The organism is Streptococcus mitis, assembly GCF_946190275.1.
Taxonomy (GTDB): domain Bacteria; phylum Bacillota; class Bacilli; order Lactobacillales; family Streptococcaceae; genus Streptococcus; species Streptococcus mitis_DC.
This window is the reverse complement of the sequence record NZ_CAMHZQ010000001.1, coordinates 164,265-182,316: the sequence shown is the minus strand read 5'-3', so window position 1 is coordinate 182,316 and position 18,052 is coordinate 164,265. Positions and strand designations below refer to the sequence as shown.

Annotated in this window: 17 protein-coding genes; 15 read left to right on the top strand and 2 right to left on the bottom strand. The window is 36.9% G+C overall.

Annotation, left to right across the window (positions count from 1 at the left end; translation table 11 throughout):
- Positions 1 to 105 precede the first annotated feature (105 nt).
- Positions 106 to 882 carry a glycyl-radical enzyme activating protein gene (locus N8M20_RS00815; RefSeq protein ID WP_125454370.1) on the bottom strand — a complete coding sequence of 259 codons (777 nt, stop codon included), beginning with the start codon at positions 880 to 882 and terminating at the stop codon, positions 106 to 108.
- Between the two features lie 121 nt (positions 883 to 1,003).
- On the opposite strand from N8M20_RS00815, the gene N8M20_RS00810 reads away from it, so the two are divergent.
- The 13 genes from N8M20_RS00810 (at position 1,004) to N8M20_RS00750 (ending at position 15,500) form a co-directional block, all read left to right on the top strand.
- Positions 1,004 to 1,750, top strand: coding sequence for a DeoR/GlpR family DNA-binding transcription regulator (locus tag N8M20_RS00810; protein ID WP_261078724.1), 747 nt, complete (start codon positions 1,004 to 1,006; stop codon positions 1,748 to 1,750).
- Between the two features lie 12 nt (positions 1,751 to 1,762).
- Complete coding sequence (locus tag N8M20_RS00805; RefSeq protein ID WP_238095581.1) at positions 1,763 to 2,743, top strand: sugar-binding transcriptional regulator; 981 nt, start codon at positions 1,763 to 1,765, stop codon at positions 2,741 to 2,743.
- A 197-nt stretch (positions 2,744 to 2,940) separates the two neighbouring features.
- A complete protein-coding gene (locus N8M20_RS00800; protein ID WP_000402908.1) occupies positions 2,941 to 3,261 on the top strand; it encodes a PTS lactose/cellobiose transporter subunit IIA in 321 nt (106 codons plus the stop codon).
- Positions 3,262 to 3,306: 45 nt separating this feature from the next.
- A complete protein-coding gene (locus tag N8M20_RS00795; protein WP_000238718.1) occupies positions 3,307 to 3,615 on the top strand; it encodes a PTS sugar transporter subunit IIB in 309 nt (102 codons plus the stop codon).
- 16 nt (positions 3,616 to 3,631) lie between these two features.
- A complete protein-coding gene (locus N8M20_RS00790) occupies positions 3,632 to 4,921 on the top strand; it encodes a PTS sugar transporter subunit IIC (protein ID WP_001096819.1) in 1,290 nt (429 codons plus the stop codon).
- A gap of 160 nt (positions 4,922 to 5,081) precedes the next feature.
- Positions 5,082 to 7,520 carry a glycyl radical protein gene (locus N8M20_RS00785; RefSeq protein WP_261078719.1) on the top strand — a complete coding sequence of 813 codons (2,439 nt, stop codon included), beginning with the start codon at positions 5,082 to 5,084 and terminating at the stop codon, positions 7,518 to 7,520.
- A gap of 18 nt (positions 7,521 to 7,538) precedes the next feature.
- On the top strand, positions 7,539 to 8,207 hold the full coding sequence (locus N8M20_RS00780) for a fructose-6-phosphate aldolase (protein WP_261078718.1): 669 nt from the start codon (positions 7,539 to 7,541) through the stop codon (positions 8,205 to 8,207).
- A 17-nt stretch (positions 8,208 to 8,224) separates the two neighbouring features.
- Positions 8,225 to 9,313: a glycerol dehydrogenase gene (locus tag N8M20_RS00775; RefSeq protein ID WP_023945062.1), complete on the top strand. Its 1,089-nt coding sequence runs from the start codon at positions 8,225 to 8,227 to the stop codon at positions 9,311 to 9,313.
- A gap of 350 nt (positions 9,314 to 9,663) precedes the next feature.
- Positions 9,664 to 12,165 (top strand): leucine--tRNA ligase, encoded by a 2,502-nt coding sequence (gene leuS / locus N8M20_RS00770; protein WP_261078716.1) that lies wholly within the window; start codon positions 9,664 to 9,666, stop codon positions 12,163 to 12,165.
- A 176-nt stretch (positions 12,166 to 12,341) separates the two neighbouring features.
- Positions 12,342 to 12,797, top strand: a complete 456-nt coding sequence (locus N8M20_RS00765) for a MarR family winged helix-turn-helix transcriptional regulator (RefSeq protein ID WP_261078714.1) — start codon at positions 12,342 to 12,344, stop codon at positions 12,795 to 12,797.
- A 56-nt stretch (positions 12,798 to 12,853) separates the two neighbouring features.
- Positions 12,854 to 14,086: an acyl-CoA thioesterase/BAAT N-terminal domain-containing protein gene (locus N8M20_RS00760; protein ID WP_261078712.1), complete on the top strand. Its 1,233-nt coding sequence runs from the start codon at positions 12,854 to 12,856 to the stop codon at positions 14,084 to 14,086.
- Between the two features lie 290 nt (positions 14,087 to 14,376).
- Positions 14,377 to 15,072 (top strand): GNAT family N-acetyltransferase, encoded by a 696-nt coding sequence (locus tag N8M20_RS00755; protein WP_261078711.1) that lies wholly within the window; start codon positions 14,377 to 14,379, stop codon positions 15,070 to 15,072.
- An 11-nt stretch (positions 15,073 to 15,083) separates the two neighbouring features.
- Positions 15,084 to 15,500: a GNAT family N-acetyltransferase gene (locus tag N8M20_RS00750; RefSeq protein ID WP_261078709.1), complete on the top strand. Its 417-nt coding sequence runs from the start codon at positions 15,084 to 15,086 to the stop codon at positions 15,498 to 15,500.
- 560 nt (positions 15,501 to 16,060) lie between these two features.
- Here the strand turns inward: N8M20_RS00750 and N8M20_RS00745 are convergent.
- A complete protein-coding gene (locus tag N8M20_RS00745) occupies positions 16,061 to 16,153 on the bottom strand; it encodes a type I toxin-antitoxin system Fst family toxin (protein WP_000969509.1) in 93 nt (30 codons plus the stop codon).
- A 133-nt stretch (positions 16,154 to 16,286) separates the two neighbouring features.
- Between N8M20_RS00745 and ruvB the strand changes: the two genes are divergently transcribed.
- A complete protein-coding gene (gene ruvB / locus N8M20_RS00740; RefSeq protein WP_314726159.1) occupies positions 16,287 to 17,285 on the top strand; it encodes a Holliday junction branch migration DNA helicase RuvB in 999 nt (332 codons plus the stop codon).
- Positions 17,266 to 17,838, top strand: a complete 573-nt coding sequence (locus N8M20_RS00735) for a nucleotidyltransferase family protein (RefSeq protein ID WP_261078707.1) — start codon at positions 17,266 to 17,268, stop codon at positions 17,836 to 17,838. Before ruvB ends, N8M20_RS00735 begins: the two co-directional genes overlap by 20 nt.
- The last annotated feature ends 214 nt before the right edge of the window (positions 17,839 to 18,052 follow it).

The following is an 18,052-nucleotide window of genomic DNA, read 5'->3' as shown; positions in this document are numbered from 1 at the left end:
AGAAAAGGTTTGGCTAAAATTTTTTAGCTAAACCTTTTGAAAAGTTAAGTATGTATTATAGATGCTTGTTATCTGCAAATAGCTAGAGCATTTCAAGGAGATAAACTAGAAATAGCAATTAATATGATGGTTCAGAAATACCTTTTGATAATCAATAAGATCCTCAGGATGAAGTGCGTTGACTCCATCCATTTCATATTTTCGATTTAATAAACGATATTTGTTTTCACCAAATTGATGAAAAGGGAGTAGTTGAACTTGGTCGATATTTAATGAGTTAAATAGAGTAGCGAATTCTTCTGCATCCTCTAAACTATTGTTAAAATCAGGAATAACAGGGATTCTTAAAACGATAGTTTTATTTTGAGAAAAAGCATAATGAATGTTTTTAATAATCATTTGATTAAAAACCCCAGTCACTTTTTTATGTTTTATAGAATTATAATGTTTTAGGTCTGTGTAGATAAAATCCACATATTGGATTAAATCAATAAATTTTTCATGATCAACAAAGGCAGTAGTTTCAATGGCAGTGTGTATGTGATGTTCTTTAGCTGACTTTAAGATGGCTTTAGCAAATTCAAACTGAGCAAATATTTCACCTCCTGATAAAGTTAAACCTCCACCGGATTCTTCGTAAAATTCTTTGTCTTTTAATACCTCTGTAATAATTTCTTCTACAGTCTTTTCTTCACCGACTAAGGTGAATTTCTCTCGTTGAGCATCTTTCATTTTTTCAGGTTTCATTCTTTGAGATTCAGGATTAGAACACCATGGACAGCGCAGAGGACATCCTTTTAAAAAAACAGTTGTACGAATACCCGGGCCGTCATGAATTGAAAAGTGTTGAATATTAAAAATAATTCCTTTAGATATTTCCATAAGAGTTCCTCCTCTTCATAAGTCTATCCTATCACAAAAACGAAAGAAAAACAATTACGAACGAAAGTTTAATTTGTTGTTTTTTGCTTTTTATTTTGGTAGAATAAAACGGAGGTGTAAAATGAAAAGATTGGAACAAATTATTAAACTAGTATCAGAATATGAAAAGATTGACGTTAATACATTATCGGAAAAATTAAATGTATCGAAAGTAACGATTAGAAAAGATTTAGATAAATTAGAGTCAAAAGGTTTATTACATAGAGAGCATGGATATGCTGTGTTAAATAGTGGAGATGACTTAAATGTACGCTTGTCAATTAATTATGAAATTAAGAGAAAAATTGTTCAAGAAGCAGTAAAATTGGTATCAGATAATGAAACAATAATGATAGAATCTGGGTCAACCTGTGCTTTACTTGCTGAGGAAATTTGCAAGCAAAAAAGAAATGTCACTATTGTAACAAATTCATTTTTTATAGCAAATTTTGTGAGAGCTTATGATTCATGTCGTGTTATTGTTCTTGGTGGAGAGTTTCAGAAAGATTCACAGGTTACTGTAGGACCGTTATTAAAAGAAATGATACAGACTTTTCATGTACGTCAAGCTTTTGTTGGGACAGATGGTTACGATAAAGAGATGGGCTTTACAGGAAAAGATTTAATGCGCAGTGAGGTAGTTCAATATATTTCAGCAGCGTCGGATAAAGTCATTGTGCTAACTGACTCAAGTAAATTTGATAAAAGGGGTACAGTAAGAAGATTTGCTTTAAGTCAAGTATATGAAGTAATAACAGACGAAAAACTTTCTAAACAAAATATGGCTACATTAGAAAATGCTGGGATAATGGTTAAGGTAGTTTCGTAAGAGGTTGAGTGTATGAATCAAGATAGGAATAAACTGCTCTCTAAAATTGCTTATCTGTATTATATTGAAAACTTAAATCAGTCACAAATAGCAGCAAAATTAGGAATTTATAGAACCTCTATTAGTAGAATGTTAACAGAAGCAAGGAATGCGGGGATTGTTAAAATTGAAATAGAGAATTTTGATACCAATATGTTTAAGTTGGAAAATTATGTAAAAGAAAAATATGGTCTGGAAAGTTTAGAAATTATTCCAAATGAATTTGATGATAATCCAACAATTTTATCTGAAAGAATTTCTCAAGTTGCAGCAGGTGTCCTTAGGAATTTAATTGATGATAATATGAAAATTGGCTTTTCTTGGGGGAAAAGTTTAAGTAATTTAGTAGATTTAATCCACAGCAAAAGTGTCCGAAATGTCCACTTCTATCCTCTAGCAGGTGGTCCTAGTCACATACACGCTAAATACCATGTGAATACACTGATTTATGAAATGTCTAGAAAATTTCATGGAGAGTGTACATTTATGAATGCAACAATTGTGCAAGAAAATAAATTGTTAGCAGATGGTATTTTGCAATCAAGATATTTTGAAGATTTGAAAAATAGTTGGAAAGATTTAGATATAGTTGTGGTTGGGATTGGTGATTTTAGTAATAAAGGAAAACATCAATGGTTAGACATGCTTACAGAGGATGACTTTAAAGAATTGACAAAAGTTAAAACTGTAGGGGAAATTTGTTGTCGATTCTTTGATTCAAAAGGTAAAGAAGTCTATGAGAACTTACAGGAAAGAACGATAGCAATCTCTTTGGAAGATTTAAAAAATATTCCTCAAAGTTTAGCTGTTGCTTACGGTGATACGAAAGTATCTGCGATTCTTTCTGTCTTGCGTGCTAATCTAGTAAACCATCTGATTACAGATAAAAATACAATTTTAAAAGTTTTAGAAGAAGATGGTGATTTTTCTTTTCGAGATATTTTATGCGAGTGAAAATGATAGACTGATATCAGTTTATCGTTTTTTCTTTTTAATCGATTGCACATTTGTGCTTGTATAAATAAAAATAGTTTATTTGTTGTTTTTTAGATTGACAAGTTTATTATGTAGTTGTATTCTATAGTTACAAAAGAAAATTTTAAAATTTCAAATGAAAAAAGCTTTTTACATAGTGAAATGAGGAGGAATTTATGGAAATTATTGTTCCAGATCAAATTATCATGGGTTTAATTTTATATGCTGGCGATGCGAAACAACATATTTATAAAGCATTAGATTACATAAAAAACGGTACATGTGAACGATGTGAAGAAGAAATCCAGTTAGCTGATGCAGCCTTATTAGAAGCCCATAATCTACAAACAAAATTCTTGGCACAGGAAGCATCTGGTACAAAGACAGAAATTACAGCTCTCTTTGTTCATTCACAAGATCATCTCATGACTAGTATGACGGAGATTAATTTAATCAAAGAAATTATTAGTTTGAGAAAAGAACTTCATAAAAAATAATACTAGAGTATTATCATTGTTATTAACATAGAGGAGGAAAATATAATGGTGAAGATTGGTTTGTTTTGTGCAGCAGGATTTTCTACTGGTATGCTTGTAAATAATATGAAAATTGCAGCGCAATCTAGTGGAGTTGATGCAGAAATAGAGGCGTTTTCTCAGTCTAAGTTAGCGGATTATGCCCCAAATCTAGATGTTGCACTGTTGGGGCCTCAAGTTGCTTATACATTAGATAAATCAAAAGAAATTTGTGATAAGTGTGATGTTCCGATAGCTGTTATTCCGATGATGGACTATGGTATGTTAGATGGGAAAAAAGTATTAGATTTGGCCCTATCTTTGATTAGTGGGTAAGAAAAGGAGATTTATTATGGCAAAGATGGATGTTCAAAAAATCATTGCACCTATGATGAAGTTTGTGAATATGCGTGGTATTATAGCTCTAAAAGATGGTATGTTAGCAATTTTGCCATTGACAGTAGTTGGTAGTTTATTCTTGATTATGGGACAATTGCCATTTGAAGGATTAAACAAGAGCATTGCTAGTGTATTTGGAGCAAATTGGACAGAGCCGTTTATGCAAGTATATTCAGGAACTTTTGCGATTATGGGTCTAATTTCTTGTTTTTCAATTGCCTATTCTTATGCTAAGAATAGCGGAGTAGAGGCTTTGCCAGCTGGGGTTCTATCTGTATCTGCATTCTTTATTTTGTTAAGATCATCCTATATCCCTAAACAAGGTGAGGCAATTGGGGATGCTATTAGTAAAGTTTGGTTTGGAGGTCAAGGAATTATCGGTGCTATCATTATAGGTTTGGTAGTAGGAAGTATTTATACCTTCTTTATAAAGAGAAAAATTGTTATTAAGATGCCAGAACAAGTTCCACAAGCTATTGCCAAACAGTTTGAAGCAATGATTCCAGCATTTGTAATTTTCTTACTTTCTATGATTGTATATATTTTAGCGAGCTCATTGACTAATGGCGGAACATTCATAGAAATGATTTATTCTGCTATTCAAGTTCCATTGCAAGGTTTAACTGGATCTTTGTATGGTGCAATTGGAATTGCATTCTTTATATCATTTTTGTGGTGGTTTGGTGTTCATGGACAATCGGTAGTAAATGGAGTAGTGACAGCTCTGCTTTTATCTAATCTTGATGCTAATAAAGCTATGTTAGCCTCTGGGAATCTATCATTAGAAAATGGTGCACATATTGTTACTCAACAATTTTTAGATTCATTTTTAATTCTATCTGGTTCAGGGATTACGTTTGGACTTGTAGTTGCGATGCTTTTTGCATCAAAATCTAAACAGTACCAAGCGTTAGGGAAAGTAGCAGCTTTTCCAGCAATATTTAACGTAAATGAGCCAGTTGTATTTGGATTTCCGATTGTCATGAATCCAGTTATGTTTGTACCTTTCATTCTTGTTCCTGTACTTGCAGCTGTTATAGTATATGGAGCTATTGCAACAGGTTTCATGCAGCCATTTTCAGGAGTTACATTACCTTGGAGTACCCCAGCTATTATATCAGGATTTATGGTTGGTGGATGGCAAGGAGTTATTACTCAGCTAGTGATATTAGCGATGTCTACATTAGTTTATTTCCCATTCTTTAAAGTACAGGATCGTTTAGCTTATCAGAATGAAGCATGATAATTCTAAAAAACATTTGTGTATTATCATTAAACACACACATTTGTGCTAAAAATTAGAGAGTTAAAGTTTTTCTAGTTAAAAGCTTGAAATTTTCTAAAAAACCAGGTATTATATTTTCGAAAGAAACAAAAATATTTTCGAAAGAAAGGTGTTTATTATGGTAAATAAAGAAGTAGCAAGAACGACAATCAAGACAGAATATTTTGGTAGCCTTACTGAAAGGATGAACAAATATCGAGAAGATGTTTTAAATAAAAAACCTTATATTGATGCTGAGAGAGCGGTTCTAGCAACACGCGCTTATGATCGATATAATGAACAACCTAATGTCCTAAAACGCGCCTATATGCTGAAAGAAATTTTGGAAAATATGACTATCTATATCGAAGAAGAATCTATGATTGCGGGAAATCAAGCTTCTTCCAATAAAGATGCTCCTATTTTTCCAGAATATACGCTAGAATTTGTTCTCAATGAGTTGGATCTTTTTGAAAAGCGTGATGGAGATGTTTTCTATATTACTGAAGAAACAAAAGAACAACTTAGAAGTATTGCTCCGTTTTGGGAAAATAATAATTTACGTGCTAGAGCTGGTGCCTTGTTACCTGAAGAAGTGTCTGTTTATATGGAAACAGGATTCTTCGGTATGGAAGGTAAGATGAATTCTGGAGATGCTCACTTAGCAGTTAACTATCAGAAGCTGTTGCAATTTGGTTTAAGAGGTTTTGAAGAGCGGGCTCGTAAAGCGAAAGCAGCTCTAGATTTAACAGATCCAGCAAGTATTGATAAATATCATTTTTATGACTCTATATTTATCGTAATCGATGCTATTAAAGTATATGCAAATCGCTTTGTTGCTCTTGCTAAAAGTTTAGCCGAAAATGCAAATCCTAAACGTAAGAAAGAATTACTTGAGATTGCAGATATTTGCTCTCGAGTCCCATATGAACCGGCAACTACTTTTGCAGAAGCTATTCAATCAGTCTGGTTTATTCAATGTATTTTACAAATTGAATCTAATGGTCACTCTCTTTCATACGGCCGTTTTGATCAATATATGTATCCATATATGAAGGCTGATTTAGAAAGTGGTAAAGAAACAGAAGATAGCATTGTTGAACGTCTGACAAATCTTTGGATTAAGACAATTACAATTAATAAGGTTCGCAGTCAAGCACATACATTTTCTTCAGCAGGAAGTCCTTTATATCAAAATGTTACAATTGGTGGACAGACTCGAGATAAGAAGGATGCTGTTAACCCATTATCTTATTTGGTATTAAAATCAGTTGCACAAACTCATCTACCGCAACCTAATCTAACTGTACGTTACCATGCAGGTTTAGATGCTCGTTTCATGAATGAGTGTATTGAGGTGATGAAACTTGGTTTTGGTATGCCTGCATTTAATAATGATGAGATTATTATTCCTTCTTTTATTGCAAAAGGAGTAATGGAAGATGATGCTTATGACTACAGTGCCATTGGATGTGTTGAAACGGCAGTTCCAGGAAAATGGGGATATCGTTGCACAGGTATGAGTTATATGAACTTCCCTAAGGTTCTACTTATCACGATGAATGATGGAATTGATCCGGCTTCGGGTAAACGGTTTGCACCAAGCTTTGGTCATTTTAAGGATATGAAGAACTTTTCTGAATTAGAAAATGCTTGGGATAAAACACTAAGATATTTGACACGAATGAGTGTTATTGTTGAAAATTCTATTGATTTATCATTGGAACGAGAAGTTCCTGATATTCTATGTTCAGCATTGACTGATGATTGTATTGGTCGTGGAAAACACCTTAAAGAAGGTGGAGCAGTATATGATTATATATCAGGTTTGCAAGTTGGAATTGCAAATTTGTCGGATTCATTAGCTGCAATTAAAAAATTGGTATTTGAGGAAGAACGTATAAGCCCAAGTCAGCTTTGGCATGCATTGGAAACAGATTATGCCGGAGAAGAAGGTAAGGTCATTCAAGAAATGTTGATTCATGATGCACCTAAGTACGGTAATGATGATGATTATGCTGACAAATTGGTTACTGCTGCTTATGACATTTATGTTGATGAAATTGCTAAATATCCTAATACACGTTATGGAAGAGGACCTATTGGCGGAATTCGTTATTCAGGAACATCTTCTATCTCAGCCAACGTAGGTCAGGGACGTGGAACATTAGCAACTCCAGATGGACGCAACGCGGGTACACCGTTAGCAGAGGGCTGTTCACCATCACATAATATGGATCAACACGGCCCTACATCTGTTTTAAAATCTGTTTCAAAATTACCAACAGATGAAATCGTAGGTGGGGTTCTCTTAAATCAGAAAGTAAATCCTCAAACGTTAGCCAAAGAAGAAGATAAATTAAAATTAATTGCTTTGTTACGAACATTCTTTAATCGTTTACATGGGTACCATATTCAATACAATGTTGTTTCCAGAGAGACGTTGATTGACGCTCAGAAACATCCTGAAAAACACAGAGATTTAATTGTTCGTGTTGCAGGATACTCTGCATTCTTCAATGTTCTTTCTAAGGCAACCCAAGATGATATTATAGGACGTACTGAGCATACTTTGTAAAATAAAGAGGTTCTTTTTATGGAATTTATGCTTGACACATTAAATTTAGATGAGATTAAAAAATGGTCTGAAATTTTACCGCTAGCTGGGGTAACTTCAAATCCCACTATTGCAAAAAGAGAGGGTTCTATTAATTTTTTTGAACGAATCAAAGATGTCAGAGAATTGATTGGTTCTGCACCCTCTATTCATGTTCAGGTGATTTCTCAAGATTTTGAAGGCATCTTAAAGGATGCTCATGAAATTAGGAGACAAGCAGGAGATGATATATTTATCAAAGTACCTGTTACTCCGGCTGGATTACGTGCAATAAAGGTGCTAAAAAAAGAGGGCTACCATATCACTGCAACAGCTATTTATACAGTTATTCAGGGATTATTAGCTATCGAAGCAGGAGCGGATTATCTAGCTCCATATTATAATAGAATGGAAAATCTGAACATTGATTCAAATTCTGTCATTCGTCAATTAGCTCTTGCTATTGATAGACAGAACTCTCCTAGTAAGATTTTAGCTGCATCCTTTAAAAATGTAGCACAAGTAAATAGTGCTTTAGCTGCAGGTGCGCATGCTGTTACAGCAGGAGCAGATGTTTTTGAATCAGCTTTTGCCATGCCATCTATCCAAAAGGCGGTTGATGATTTTTCTGATGACTGGTTTGTTACTCAAAATAGTCGTTCCATTTAGATAGAGAGGAAATACATATGAGAATTTTTGCTAGTCCTTCTAGATATATTCAAGGGGAAAATGCCTTGTTTGAAAATGCCAAATCAATATTGGATTTGGGAAATCGTCCGATTCTATTATGTGATCAGTTGGTTTATGATATTGTTGGAAAACGATTTGAAGATTACTTGCATAGATATGGTTTCCACATTGTTCTGGCCCTATTTAATGGTGAAGCTTCTGACAATGAAATCAATCGAGTTGTTGCTTTAGCTGAGAAAGAAAATTGTGATAGTATTATCGGTCTTGGTGGTGGAAAGACGATTGATAGTGCAAAAGCTATTGCAGATTTTATTGAAAAGCCTGTTATTATTGCTCCAACAATTGCATCGACAGACGCACCTGTATCTGCTTTATCTGTTATTTATACAGATGAAGGTGCATTTGATCATTATCTATTTTATTCTAAAAATCCAGATTTAGTTTTGGTTGATACAAAAGTTATTTCACAAGCCCCTAAGCGTTTATTAGCGTCTGGTATTGCAGATGGTTTAGCAACTTGGGTTGAGGCGCGTGCGGTTATGCAGGCAAATGGAAAAACTATGTTAGGACAACAACAAACGTTGGCTGGAGTTGCAATTGCGAAGAAATGTGAAGAAACGCTGTTTGCAGATGGTTTACAGGCTATGGCAGCTTGTGAAGCTAAAGTTGTGACACCAGCATTAGAAAATATTGTTGAAGCTAATACTCTATTGAGTGGCCTAGGTTTTGAAAGTGGAGGATTAGCTGCGGCGCATGCAATTCATAATGGTTTTACTGCATTGACAGGTGACATTCATCATTTAACACATGGTGAAAAAGTAGCTTATGGAACTTTGGTACAACTTTTATTAGAAAATAGGCCTAAAGAAGAACTTGATAAGTATATTGAGTTTTACAAAAAAATTGGTATGCCAACAACTCTAAAAGAAATGCATTTAGATCAAGTTGGATATGATGATTTAATAAAAGTTGGTAAACAAGCAACTATGGAGGGTGAGACAATCCATCAGATGCCGTTTAAGATTTCGCCTTCAGATGTTGCTCAAGCTATCATCGCTGTAGACGCCTATGTAAATTCAAAATAAACAATAAGGACTACTGTTTTCCAAATGGTAGTCTTTTATTGATCCTCGTATTGAATCCGACGTTCTTCATAAATCAAAAAGCGACATAGGCTGTCGGCTATTTATTATAAATACATTAATTAGCATTCCAGTCGTATCTTTGGTCTAAAATTAGTATTTTGTGTTATAAGAGATAAGCTTATTGTTTTGCTCTTTGATTTCTCGCATAACAATAAGATAAAAAAGTGGGTGATAGAGCAATTCAGAGCCATCAAAATTAATGACATACAGTATACAGTTTTTTCTTTTAACACATTTCAAATTCACTCAAAAATGGTATAATAGTAACATCACAAAATTGGAGAGAGACCATGAGTTTTTACAATCATAAAGAAATTGAGCCTAAGTGGCAGGGCTACTGGGCAGAACATCATACATTTAAGACAGGAACAGATGCCTCAAAACCGAAGTTTTATGCTCTCGATATGTTCCCTTATCCGTCTGGAGCGGGTCTGCACGTAGGACACCCAGAAGGTTATACCGCAACAGATATTCTCAGCCGTTACAAACGTGCGCAAGGCTACAATGTTCTTCACCCAATGGGCTGGGATGCTTTTGGTTTGCCTGCTGAGCAATATGCTATGGATACTGGTAATGACCCGGCAGAATTTACAGCGGAAAACATTGCCAATTTCAAACGTCAAATCAATGCGCTTGGATTTTCTTACGACTGGGATCGTGAAGTTAACACAACAGATCCAAACTACTACAAGTGGACGCAATGGATCTTCACTAAGCTTTACGAAAAAGGTTTGGCCTATGAAGCGGAAGTGCCAGTAAACTGGGTTGAAGAGTTGGGAACAGCCATCGCCAACGAAGAGGTTCTTCCTGATGGAACTTCTGAGCGTGGAGGCTATCCAGTTGTCCGCAAACCAATGCGTCAATGGATGCTTAAAATCACGGCCTATGCAGAGCGCTTGCTCAACGACTTGGATGAGTTGGATTGGCCAGAGTCTATTAAGGACATGCAACGCAACTGGATTGGTAAATCAACTGGTGCCAATGTAACTTTTAAAGTTAAGGGAACAGACAAGGAATTTACAGTCTTTACCACTCGTCCGGACACTCTTTTCGGTGCGACTTTCACTGTCTTGGCTCCTGAGCATGACTTGGTTGACGCTATCACAAGTCCGGAACAAGCAGAGGCTGTAGCAGACTACAAACACCAAGCTAGTCTGAAATCAGACTTGGCTCGTACAGACCTTGCCAAGGAAAAAACAGGTGTTTGGACAGGTGCCTATGCCATCAACCCTGTCAATGGCAAGGAAATTCCAATCTGGATTGCAGACTATGTTCTTGCTAGCTATGGAACAGGTGCGGTAATGGCTGTTCCTGCCCACGACCAACGTGACTGGGAATTTGCCAAACAATTTGACCTTCCAATCGTAGAAGTGCTTGAAGGTGGAAACGTTGAAGAGGCTGCTTACACAGAAGACGGTCTTCACGTCAACTCTGACTTCCTAGATGGACTGAACAAAGAAGAAGCTATTGCTAAGATTGTGGCTTGGTTGGAAGAGAAAGGTTGTGGTCAAGAGAAGGTTACCTACCGCCTCCGCGACTGGCTCTTCAGTCGTCAACGTTACTGGGGTGAGCCAATTCCAATCATTCATTGGGAAGACGGGACTTCAACAGCTGTCCCTGAAAATGAATTGCCACTTGTCTTGCCTGTAACCAAGGACATCCGTCCTTCAGGTACTGGTGAAAGTCCACTAGCTAACTTGACAGACTGGCTTGAAGTGACTCGTGAAGATGGTGTCAAGGGTCGCCGTGAAACCAACACCATGCCACAATGGGCTGGTTCAAGCTGGTACTACCTCCGCTATATCGACCCACATAATACTGAGAAATTGGCTGATGAGGACCTCCTCAAACAATGGTTGCCAGTAGATATCTATGTGGGTGGTGCAGAGCATGCTGTACTTCACTTGCTCTACGCTCGTTTCTGGCATAAATTCCTCTATGACCTCGGTGTTGTTCCGACGAAAGAGCCATTCCAAAAACTCTTTAACCAAGGGATGATTTTGGGAACAAGCTACCGTGACCATCGTGGTGCGCTTGTGGCGACTGACAAGGTTGAAAAACGTGACGGTTCCTTCTTCCATGTGGAAACAGGAGAAGAGTTGGAGCAAGCACCAGCCAAGATGTCCAAATCTCTCAAGAACGTTGTTAACCCAGATGACGTAGTGGAACAATACGGTGCCGATACCCTTCGTGTTTATGAAATGTTCATGGGGCCACTTGATGCTTCAATCGCTTGGTCAGAAGAAGGTCTGGAAGGAAGCCGTAAGTTCCTTGACCGTGTTTACCGTTTGATTACAAGCAAGGAAATTGTTGCAGAAAACAATGGCTCTCTCGACAAGGTTTATAACGAAACCGTTAAAGCTGTCACAGAGCAAATCGAATCCATGAAATTCAATACAGCCATTGCCCAACTTATGGTCTTTGTCAACGCGGCGAACAAGGAAGAAAAACTCTATGTGGATTACGCCAAAGGCTTTATCCAATTGATCGCCCCATTTGCGCCTCACTTGGCAGAAGAACTCTGGCAAACAGTGGCAGCAACAGGTGAATCAATCTCTTACGTAGCTTGGCCAACATGGGACGAAAGTAAATTGGTTGAAGACGAAATCGAAATCGTTGTCCAAATTAAAGGAAAAGTCCGCGCTAAACTCATGGTAGCTAAAGACTTGTCACGCGAAGAATTGCAAGAAATTGCTCTCGCTGATGAAAAAGTCAAAGCAGAAATTGACGGTAAGGAAATCGTGAAAGTGATTAGTGTACCAAATAAATTGGTTAATATTGTTGTGAAATAACCAATTTATTTGCTGATTTCCAACCTCAAACAGTTTCCCAAACTGTTTGAGCCAACTAAACTCGTTAATATCGTTGTGAAATAAGATAGGAATCCTTCAGAGTAGAATCTGGAGGATTTTTTATTTGACAGGAAGTCTCTATTTTGTTAATATGATTAACAAAGAAAAGAGAGATTATGGATAAAAAAGAATTTATTGCATTTAATAATCGTTTCAATAGATTTATTTTAGCGTTTGACCAGTTAAAAAAAAATCAACATAAAAGTGGTGTTGACAAATCCATTACGTTGAATGAGGTACATTTGATTGTTGTAATTGGGAAAAATCAGCCCTTAAATCTAGTAAAATTATCTGAATTATTAGAAGTTTCAAGAAGTGCAATAACTCAAAGTGTTAGGAGATTGATTCAAAAAAATTTAGTTGTTTTTGATTTTGCTTTGAATAATGGGAAAAATAAATATTTGAGATTATCTGAAAAAGGCATCGAAATTTTTAAAATCCATAAGGAGCAACAAGCACATATTGAAAAATCGGTCTTTTCAGTTTTAAACAACTATAGCGAGGTGGAACTTCAAACAGTTGTGAAATTGATGGATGATATTGAAAAGGTGTGGGGAGAATTACCGTGGTAAAAGTCGCGGTAAATTTTAAACATAATTGTTAAGTGAATTAACAAAAAGGAGAAGATATGACTGTAAACATAGAACTGATTTCACAAACAGATTTAGCGGATGAATCTTTTTATATTGCTATTAATGGTTTAGAACCAAGGGCAATGTATTGTGTAGAAATGTACCTGTCTGATTATTACTGTATAAATGCTCCCTTGCTTTTAGATCATGATGTTATATGGAAATCAACCGCAATTTTTTTATCTGATCAGGACGGTATGATTGACACCTCTCAAACGGCATCTATTTCGGGATCTTATAAAGGAATTTCAGAAATGGGTTTGTTCTTTAATGCGAAACCGTTGAAGAATAGGAAAAGGAGATTATCCAATTCTCTTGATAGAATTCCATTGCGAGATTATTTTGGTGTTGAAATTAAAATCAGGCTGGGGAAAGATGTGGTCGCGGAGCAAAGTTTTGTAAGGCGTTTTATGAATCTGGGAATAAGGTATCAAGATATTTATGACAAGCATTTTCAAGGTCGATTATTTTATAATGAAAAATTAAGAAGGGCGCCAGCCGTTATTATTGTTAGCGGTAGTGAGGGGAGAATTGAAAAAGCTCAGAATATTGCCCAACTTTTATCTTCTAGAGGCTATATTTGTCTTGCGATAGCTTATTTTGGTTTAGAGGGATTACCCCATAATTTAGAACGAATTCCAATAGAATGTCTGGAGGAGGCGAAAGATTTTCTATATCATCATCCTCAAGTTGATAATACAAAAATAGGAATATATGGTCGCTCTAAAGGAGCAGAGCTTGTTCTGGCTGGACAAAGTATTTTGGAAGATGTGCAATGTTTGGTACTCAATTCCCCCTCAAATGTAATATTTGAGGGAATAAAGGGAAAACTCAACTCTCATTCATCTTCTTGGACATATTTGCAAAAAGAACTTCCGTATCAAAAATTTCAACTAGGAAATTATTTGTTAAACAAGTTTTTTGGAAAACAGATTCCTGAAGATAGTAGTGCTCAGATTGATGTGAGTAAAATTGCCTCTCCTGTATTATTACTAGGAAGCGATGTTGATGAAATATGGAATGCGTCATCTGCGATAGATGGTATTATTTCACATTATAAAGGGAAATCCATTTTGTTTAAAAAATACCACGAAACAGGGCATATGTTGACGGTTGCTTATCAACCGAATCATCGTTATCGAAAAAATTGGTGCTTATTAATGAAAGAAAGTGTAGACTCATGGTTTGCTACGATAAATTTTTTTGATAGATATCTGAAAAATTTGTAGATAGTGCTGAACCGTACTATAATAGCCCGAACTAAGATAAAAACACAGTTCTGATTGGTAGTCAACTATACAAAAGCAAACACTAAAACAAGAGAAACTTGAATACAAACAGTAAAAAATAGAGAGAAGCACCAGGGACATTAACTCACTCGTTTCCATACTTGATTATTCCTCTATAAAATGGTGGCTTATAAGAGGAGTTTGCATTGTTGAAGCGAAAACCAAGTGTTTCCTAGAATTTTCATTGAGATATGTTATACTATATTCAATGAATGAACAAGGAGAAAGTTATGCCAGTAAATGAATATGGTCAGATGATTGGGGAGCCAATGGAAGGTTATACACCAGGTGAATTGCCTGCTATTGATCTCTTAGAAGGGCGTTATGCTCGGATAGAGGCTCTTTCGGTGGAAAAGCATGCGGAGGATTTGCTAGCTGTTTATGGTCCGGATACTCCTCGGGAGATGTGGACTTACCTCTTTCAGGAACCAGTGGCAGACAGGGAGGAACTGGTCAGACTTTTAAATCAGATGTTAGCTCGTAAGGACCGTTTTTACTTTGCAATCATAGACAAGGCAACTGGTAAGGCTTTGGGAACTTTTTCTCTCATGCGCATTGACCAGAATAACCGAGTAATAGAAGTGGGAGCTGTCACTTTTTCTCCAGAGCTCAGGGGGACACGGATAGGGACAGAAGCCCAGTATCTACTGGCTCGCTATGTCTTTGAAGAGCTTAACTATCGTCGCTATGAGTGGAAATGCGATGCACTTAACCTGCCATCAAGACGAGCTGCGGAGCGTTTGGGATTTGTCTACGAAGGAACCTTCCGTCAGGCAGTGGTTTATAAGGGGCGTACAAGGGATACGGATTGGTTGTCTATGATTGATAAGGACTGGCCAAAAGTCAAAGCTCGTTTGGAAATATGGTTGGCTTCTGAAAATTTTGATAAAAATGGACGACAGTACAAGAGCTTGAGAGAACTTTAAGAGGTGTTAACATGATCACTATTAAAAAGCAAGAAATTGTCAAGTTAGAGGATGTTTTGCATCTCTATCAGGCTGTCGGTTGGACAAATTATACCCATCAACCAGAAATGCTGGAGCAGGCCTTATCTCATTCATTAGCGATTTATGTGGCGCTTGATGGTGATACTGTGGTGGGCTTGGTCCGTTTAGTCGGAGATGGTTTCTCATCAGTATTGGTTCAGGATTTAATCGTTTTACCTATCTACCAGCGTCAAGGGATTGGTAGTGCCCTAATGAAAGAGGCCTTAGAGGATTACAAAGATGCCTATCAAGTCCAGCTGGTGACAGAACAGACAGAAAGAACCTTGAGCTTCTATCGTTCTATGGGCTTTGAAATATTATCTACCTATAATTGTATAGGGATGACTTGGGTAAACAGAGAAAAATAACAAAACTAGTTTTTTCTTAAGCAAAGTTTAAGGATGGTCTAGTATTATATAACCATTAAATAAAGACCTCCTAACTTTATTTAATGAAATCCTAAAACTTTTTTTCATCATAATCTCCTAATGAAGTCACCCAATCAGGTGGCTTTTTTGTGGGGTGAAGAGATGCTGATAGAAATTTTTTGAAAAATGGTAGAATTTGAGAAAAGTTAAGCTAGTTTTAAGCTTCGTCTTGTATCATATAGTTATTAAATAAAGACCTCCTAACTTTATTTAATAAAATCCTAAACTTTTCTTTTTCATAATAATCTCCCTTAACTCCACCCAATCAGGTGGAGTTTTTTGGCTCTATTTCAGGCTTTTCGGGAGTTTTCTAGACATCATTTTCCGATAACTTTCGCTTAATCTTGAACGTCTTGTCGTACAGCGGTTAAAGAGGATGTAAAGTTTTGACAAATTTTGTGAACTATGGGATAATAAAAGAGAATTAAGTATTGTGTCTATATCATAGGCTAGAAAAGACCCCAAGCTCACGTCCAAATAAGCTTGGGGTCTTTTTGACACTATTTGTCCTTGTTTAGCCATTTATCGACTAATCGAAGAACGACACCGACCACAATTGGTCCGATGATAGTTTTAAGTATTGTATCCATCATGGGCTAATTCACCTCCTTTCGCAGGCGGTGTAGCAGTGCCGTAGAATATTATACCACATAAGTGCCAAACTCAGGAGTTACCCAAGCGGGTGGCTTTTTTGTTTGTGGCTTGGATTTTTGATATAATAGAGCCATGAGTAGAATTTTAGACAATGAGATAATAGGGGACGAGGAGTTAGTGGAACGCACGCTCCGTCCTCAGTATTTACGTGAATATATTGGGCAGGATAAAGTCAAGGACCAGCTCCAAATCTTTATCGAAGCTGCCAAAATGCGGGATGAAGCGCTGGATCATGTGCTCTTATTTGGACCTCCAGGCTTGGGAAAAACGACAATGGCTTTTGTTATTGCCAACGAACTAGGTGTAAATCTCAAGCAGACGTCTGGGCCTGTCATTGAAAAAGCTGGTGATTTGGTAGCGATTTTAAATGACTTAGAGCCTGGGGATGTCCTTTTTATTGATGAGATTCATCGCTTGCCCATGTCGGTGGAAGAGGTGCTTTATAGTGCTATGGAGGACTTCTACATTGATATCATGATTGGTGCTGGTGAAGGCAGTCGCAGTGTTCATTTGGAGTTGCCACCTTTTACCTTGATTGGTGCGACGACTCGGGCTGGTATGCTTTCCAATCCTCTACGGGCACGTTTTGGGATTACAGGTCATATGGAGTATTATGCCCATGCTGATTTGACAGAAATTGTCGAGCGGACGGCAGATATTTTTGAGATGGAAATCACTCATGAGGCAGCCTCTGAGTTGGCTTTGCGCAGTCGTGGAACCCCTCGTATTGCCAATCGCTTACTCAAGCGCGTGCGCGATTTTGCCCAGATTATGGGTAATGGGGTTATCGATGATGTTATTACCGATAAGGCTTTGACCATGCTGGATGTTGACCATGAAGGTTTGGACTATGTGGACCAAAAAATTCTTCGGACCATGATTGAGATGTACGGTGGTGGCCCTGTCGGATTAGGAACTCTTTCTGTGAATATTGCCGAGGAGCGTGAGACAGTTGAAGATATGTATGAGCCTTACTTAATTCAAAAAGGTTTTATCATGCGAACACGGTCTGGACGGGTGGCGACTGCTAAGGCATATGAGCATTTGGGATATGAGTACAATGAAAAATAAGCAAGAAATTCTAGAGGCTTTTAGAAAAAATCCAGATATGATGGCTATTCTGACTATCATCCGAAACTTGGAGTTGACAGATTCCTGGTTGGCGGCAGGTTCTGTCAGAAATTTCATCTGGAATCTCTTGTCAGACAGACCAACATTTGATCTTGAAACAGATGTAGATGTGATTTTCTTTGATCCGGATATTTCTTATGAGGAAACCTTATTACTGGAGAAAAAGCTGAGAGAGGACTTTCCTCAGTACCAGTGGGAGTTGAAAAATCAGGTCTATATGCACCAGCACAGCCCTCATACTGCTCCCTATAGCAGTTCCCGTGATGCTATGAGTAAGTATCCAGAACGGTGTACGGCAGTTGGACTGCGCTTGAATGAAGAATCCGATTTTGAACTCTATGTACCTTATGGTTTGGAGGAGATTTTGAATTTTCAAGTTCGTCCAACTCCTCATTTCTTAGAAAATGAAGACCGAATGGAACTTTATCGAACACGTCTATCCAAGAAAAATTGGCAGGAGAAATGGAAAAATTTGATTTTTAAAAATACTTAAGGAAACTTTAAGCTAGGGAGTGTATACTAAGTCCATAAGTTAAGAAGACCTTAACTTAAACTCCTAAAACTTTTTCATAATAATCTCCCTATAAAATAGAGTCGCCCAATCAGGCGACTTATTTTTTTGAAAAATGGGCTTTGTGCCTGAGAATAATACTCAATGAAAATCAAAGAGCAAACTAGGAAGATAACCGCAGGTTGCTCAAAACACT

Coding starts and splice junctions, on each gene's coding strand:
- N8M20_RS00790 (WP_001096819.1), top strand. CDS start 3,632: ATGGCAAAGATGGATGTTCAAAAAATCATTGCACCTATGATGAAGTTT.
- N8M20_RS00780 (WP_261078718.1), top strand. CDS start 7,539: ATGGAATTTATGCTTGACACATTAAATTTAGATGAGATTAAAAAATGG.
- leuS (WP_261078716.1), top strand. CDS start 9,664: ATGAGTTTTTACAATCATAAAGAAATTGAGCCTAAGTGGCAGGGCTAC.
- N8M20_RS00810 (WP_261078724.1), top strand. CDS start 1,004: ATGAAAAGATTGGAACAAATTATTAAACTAGTATCAGAATATGAAAAG.
- N8M20_RS00800 (WP_000402908.1), top strand. CDS start 2,941: ATGGAAATTATTGTTCCAGATCAAATTATCATGGGTTTAATTTTATAT.
- ruvB (WP_314726159.1), top strand. CDS start 16,287: ATGAGTAGAATTTTAGACAATGAGATAATAGGGGACGAGGAGTTAGTG.
- N8M20_RS00735 (WP_261078707.1), top strand. CDS start 17,266: ATGAGTACAATGAAAAATAAGCAAGAAATTCTAGAGGCTTTTAGAAAA.
- N8M20_RS00750 (WP_261078709.1), top strand. CDS start 15,084: ATGATCACTATTAAAAAGCAAGAAATTGTCAAGTTAGAGGATGTTTTG.
- N8M20_RS00765 (WP_261078714.1), top strand. CDS start 12,342: ATGGATAAAAAAGAATTTATTGCATTTAATAATCGTTTCAATAGATTT.
- N8M20_RS00745 (WP_000969509.1), bottom strand. CDS start 16,153: ATGATGGATACAATACTTAAAACTATCATCGGACCAATTGTGGTCGGT.
- N8M20_RS00795 (WP_000238718.1), top strand. CDS start 3,307: ATGGTGAAGATTGGTTTGTTTTGTGCAGCAGGATTTTCTACTGGTATG.
- N8M20_RS00815 (WP_125454370.1), bottom strand. CDS start 882: ATGGAAATATCTAAAGGAATTATTTTTAATATTCAACACTTTTCAATT.
- N8M20_RS00775 (WP_023945062.1), top strand. CDS start 8,225: ATGAGAATTTTTGCTAGTCCTTCTAGATATATTCAAGGGGAAAATGCC.
- N8M20_RS00805 (WP_238095581.1), top strand. CDS start 1,763: ATGAATCAAGATAGGAATAAACTGCTCTCTAAAATTGCTTATCTGTAT.
- N8M20_RS00755 (WP_261078711.1), top strand. CDS start 14,377: ATGCCAGTAAATGAATATGGTCAGATGATTGGGGAGCCAATGGAAGGT.
- N8M20_RS00785 (WP_261078719.1), top strand. CDS start 5,082: ATGGTAAATAAAGAAGTAGCAAGAACGACAATCAAGACAGAATATTTT.
- N8M20_RS00760 (WP_261078712.1), top strand. CDS start 12,854: ATGACTGTAAACATAGAACTGATTTCACAAACAGATTTAGCGGATGAA.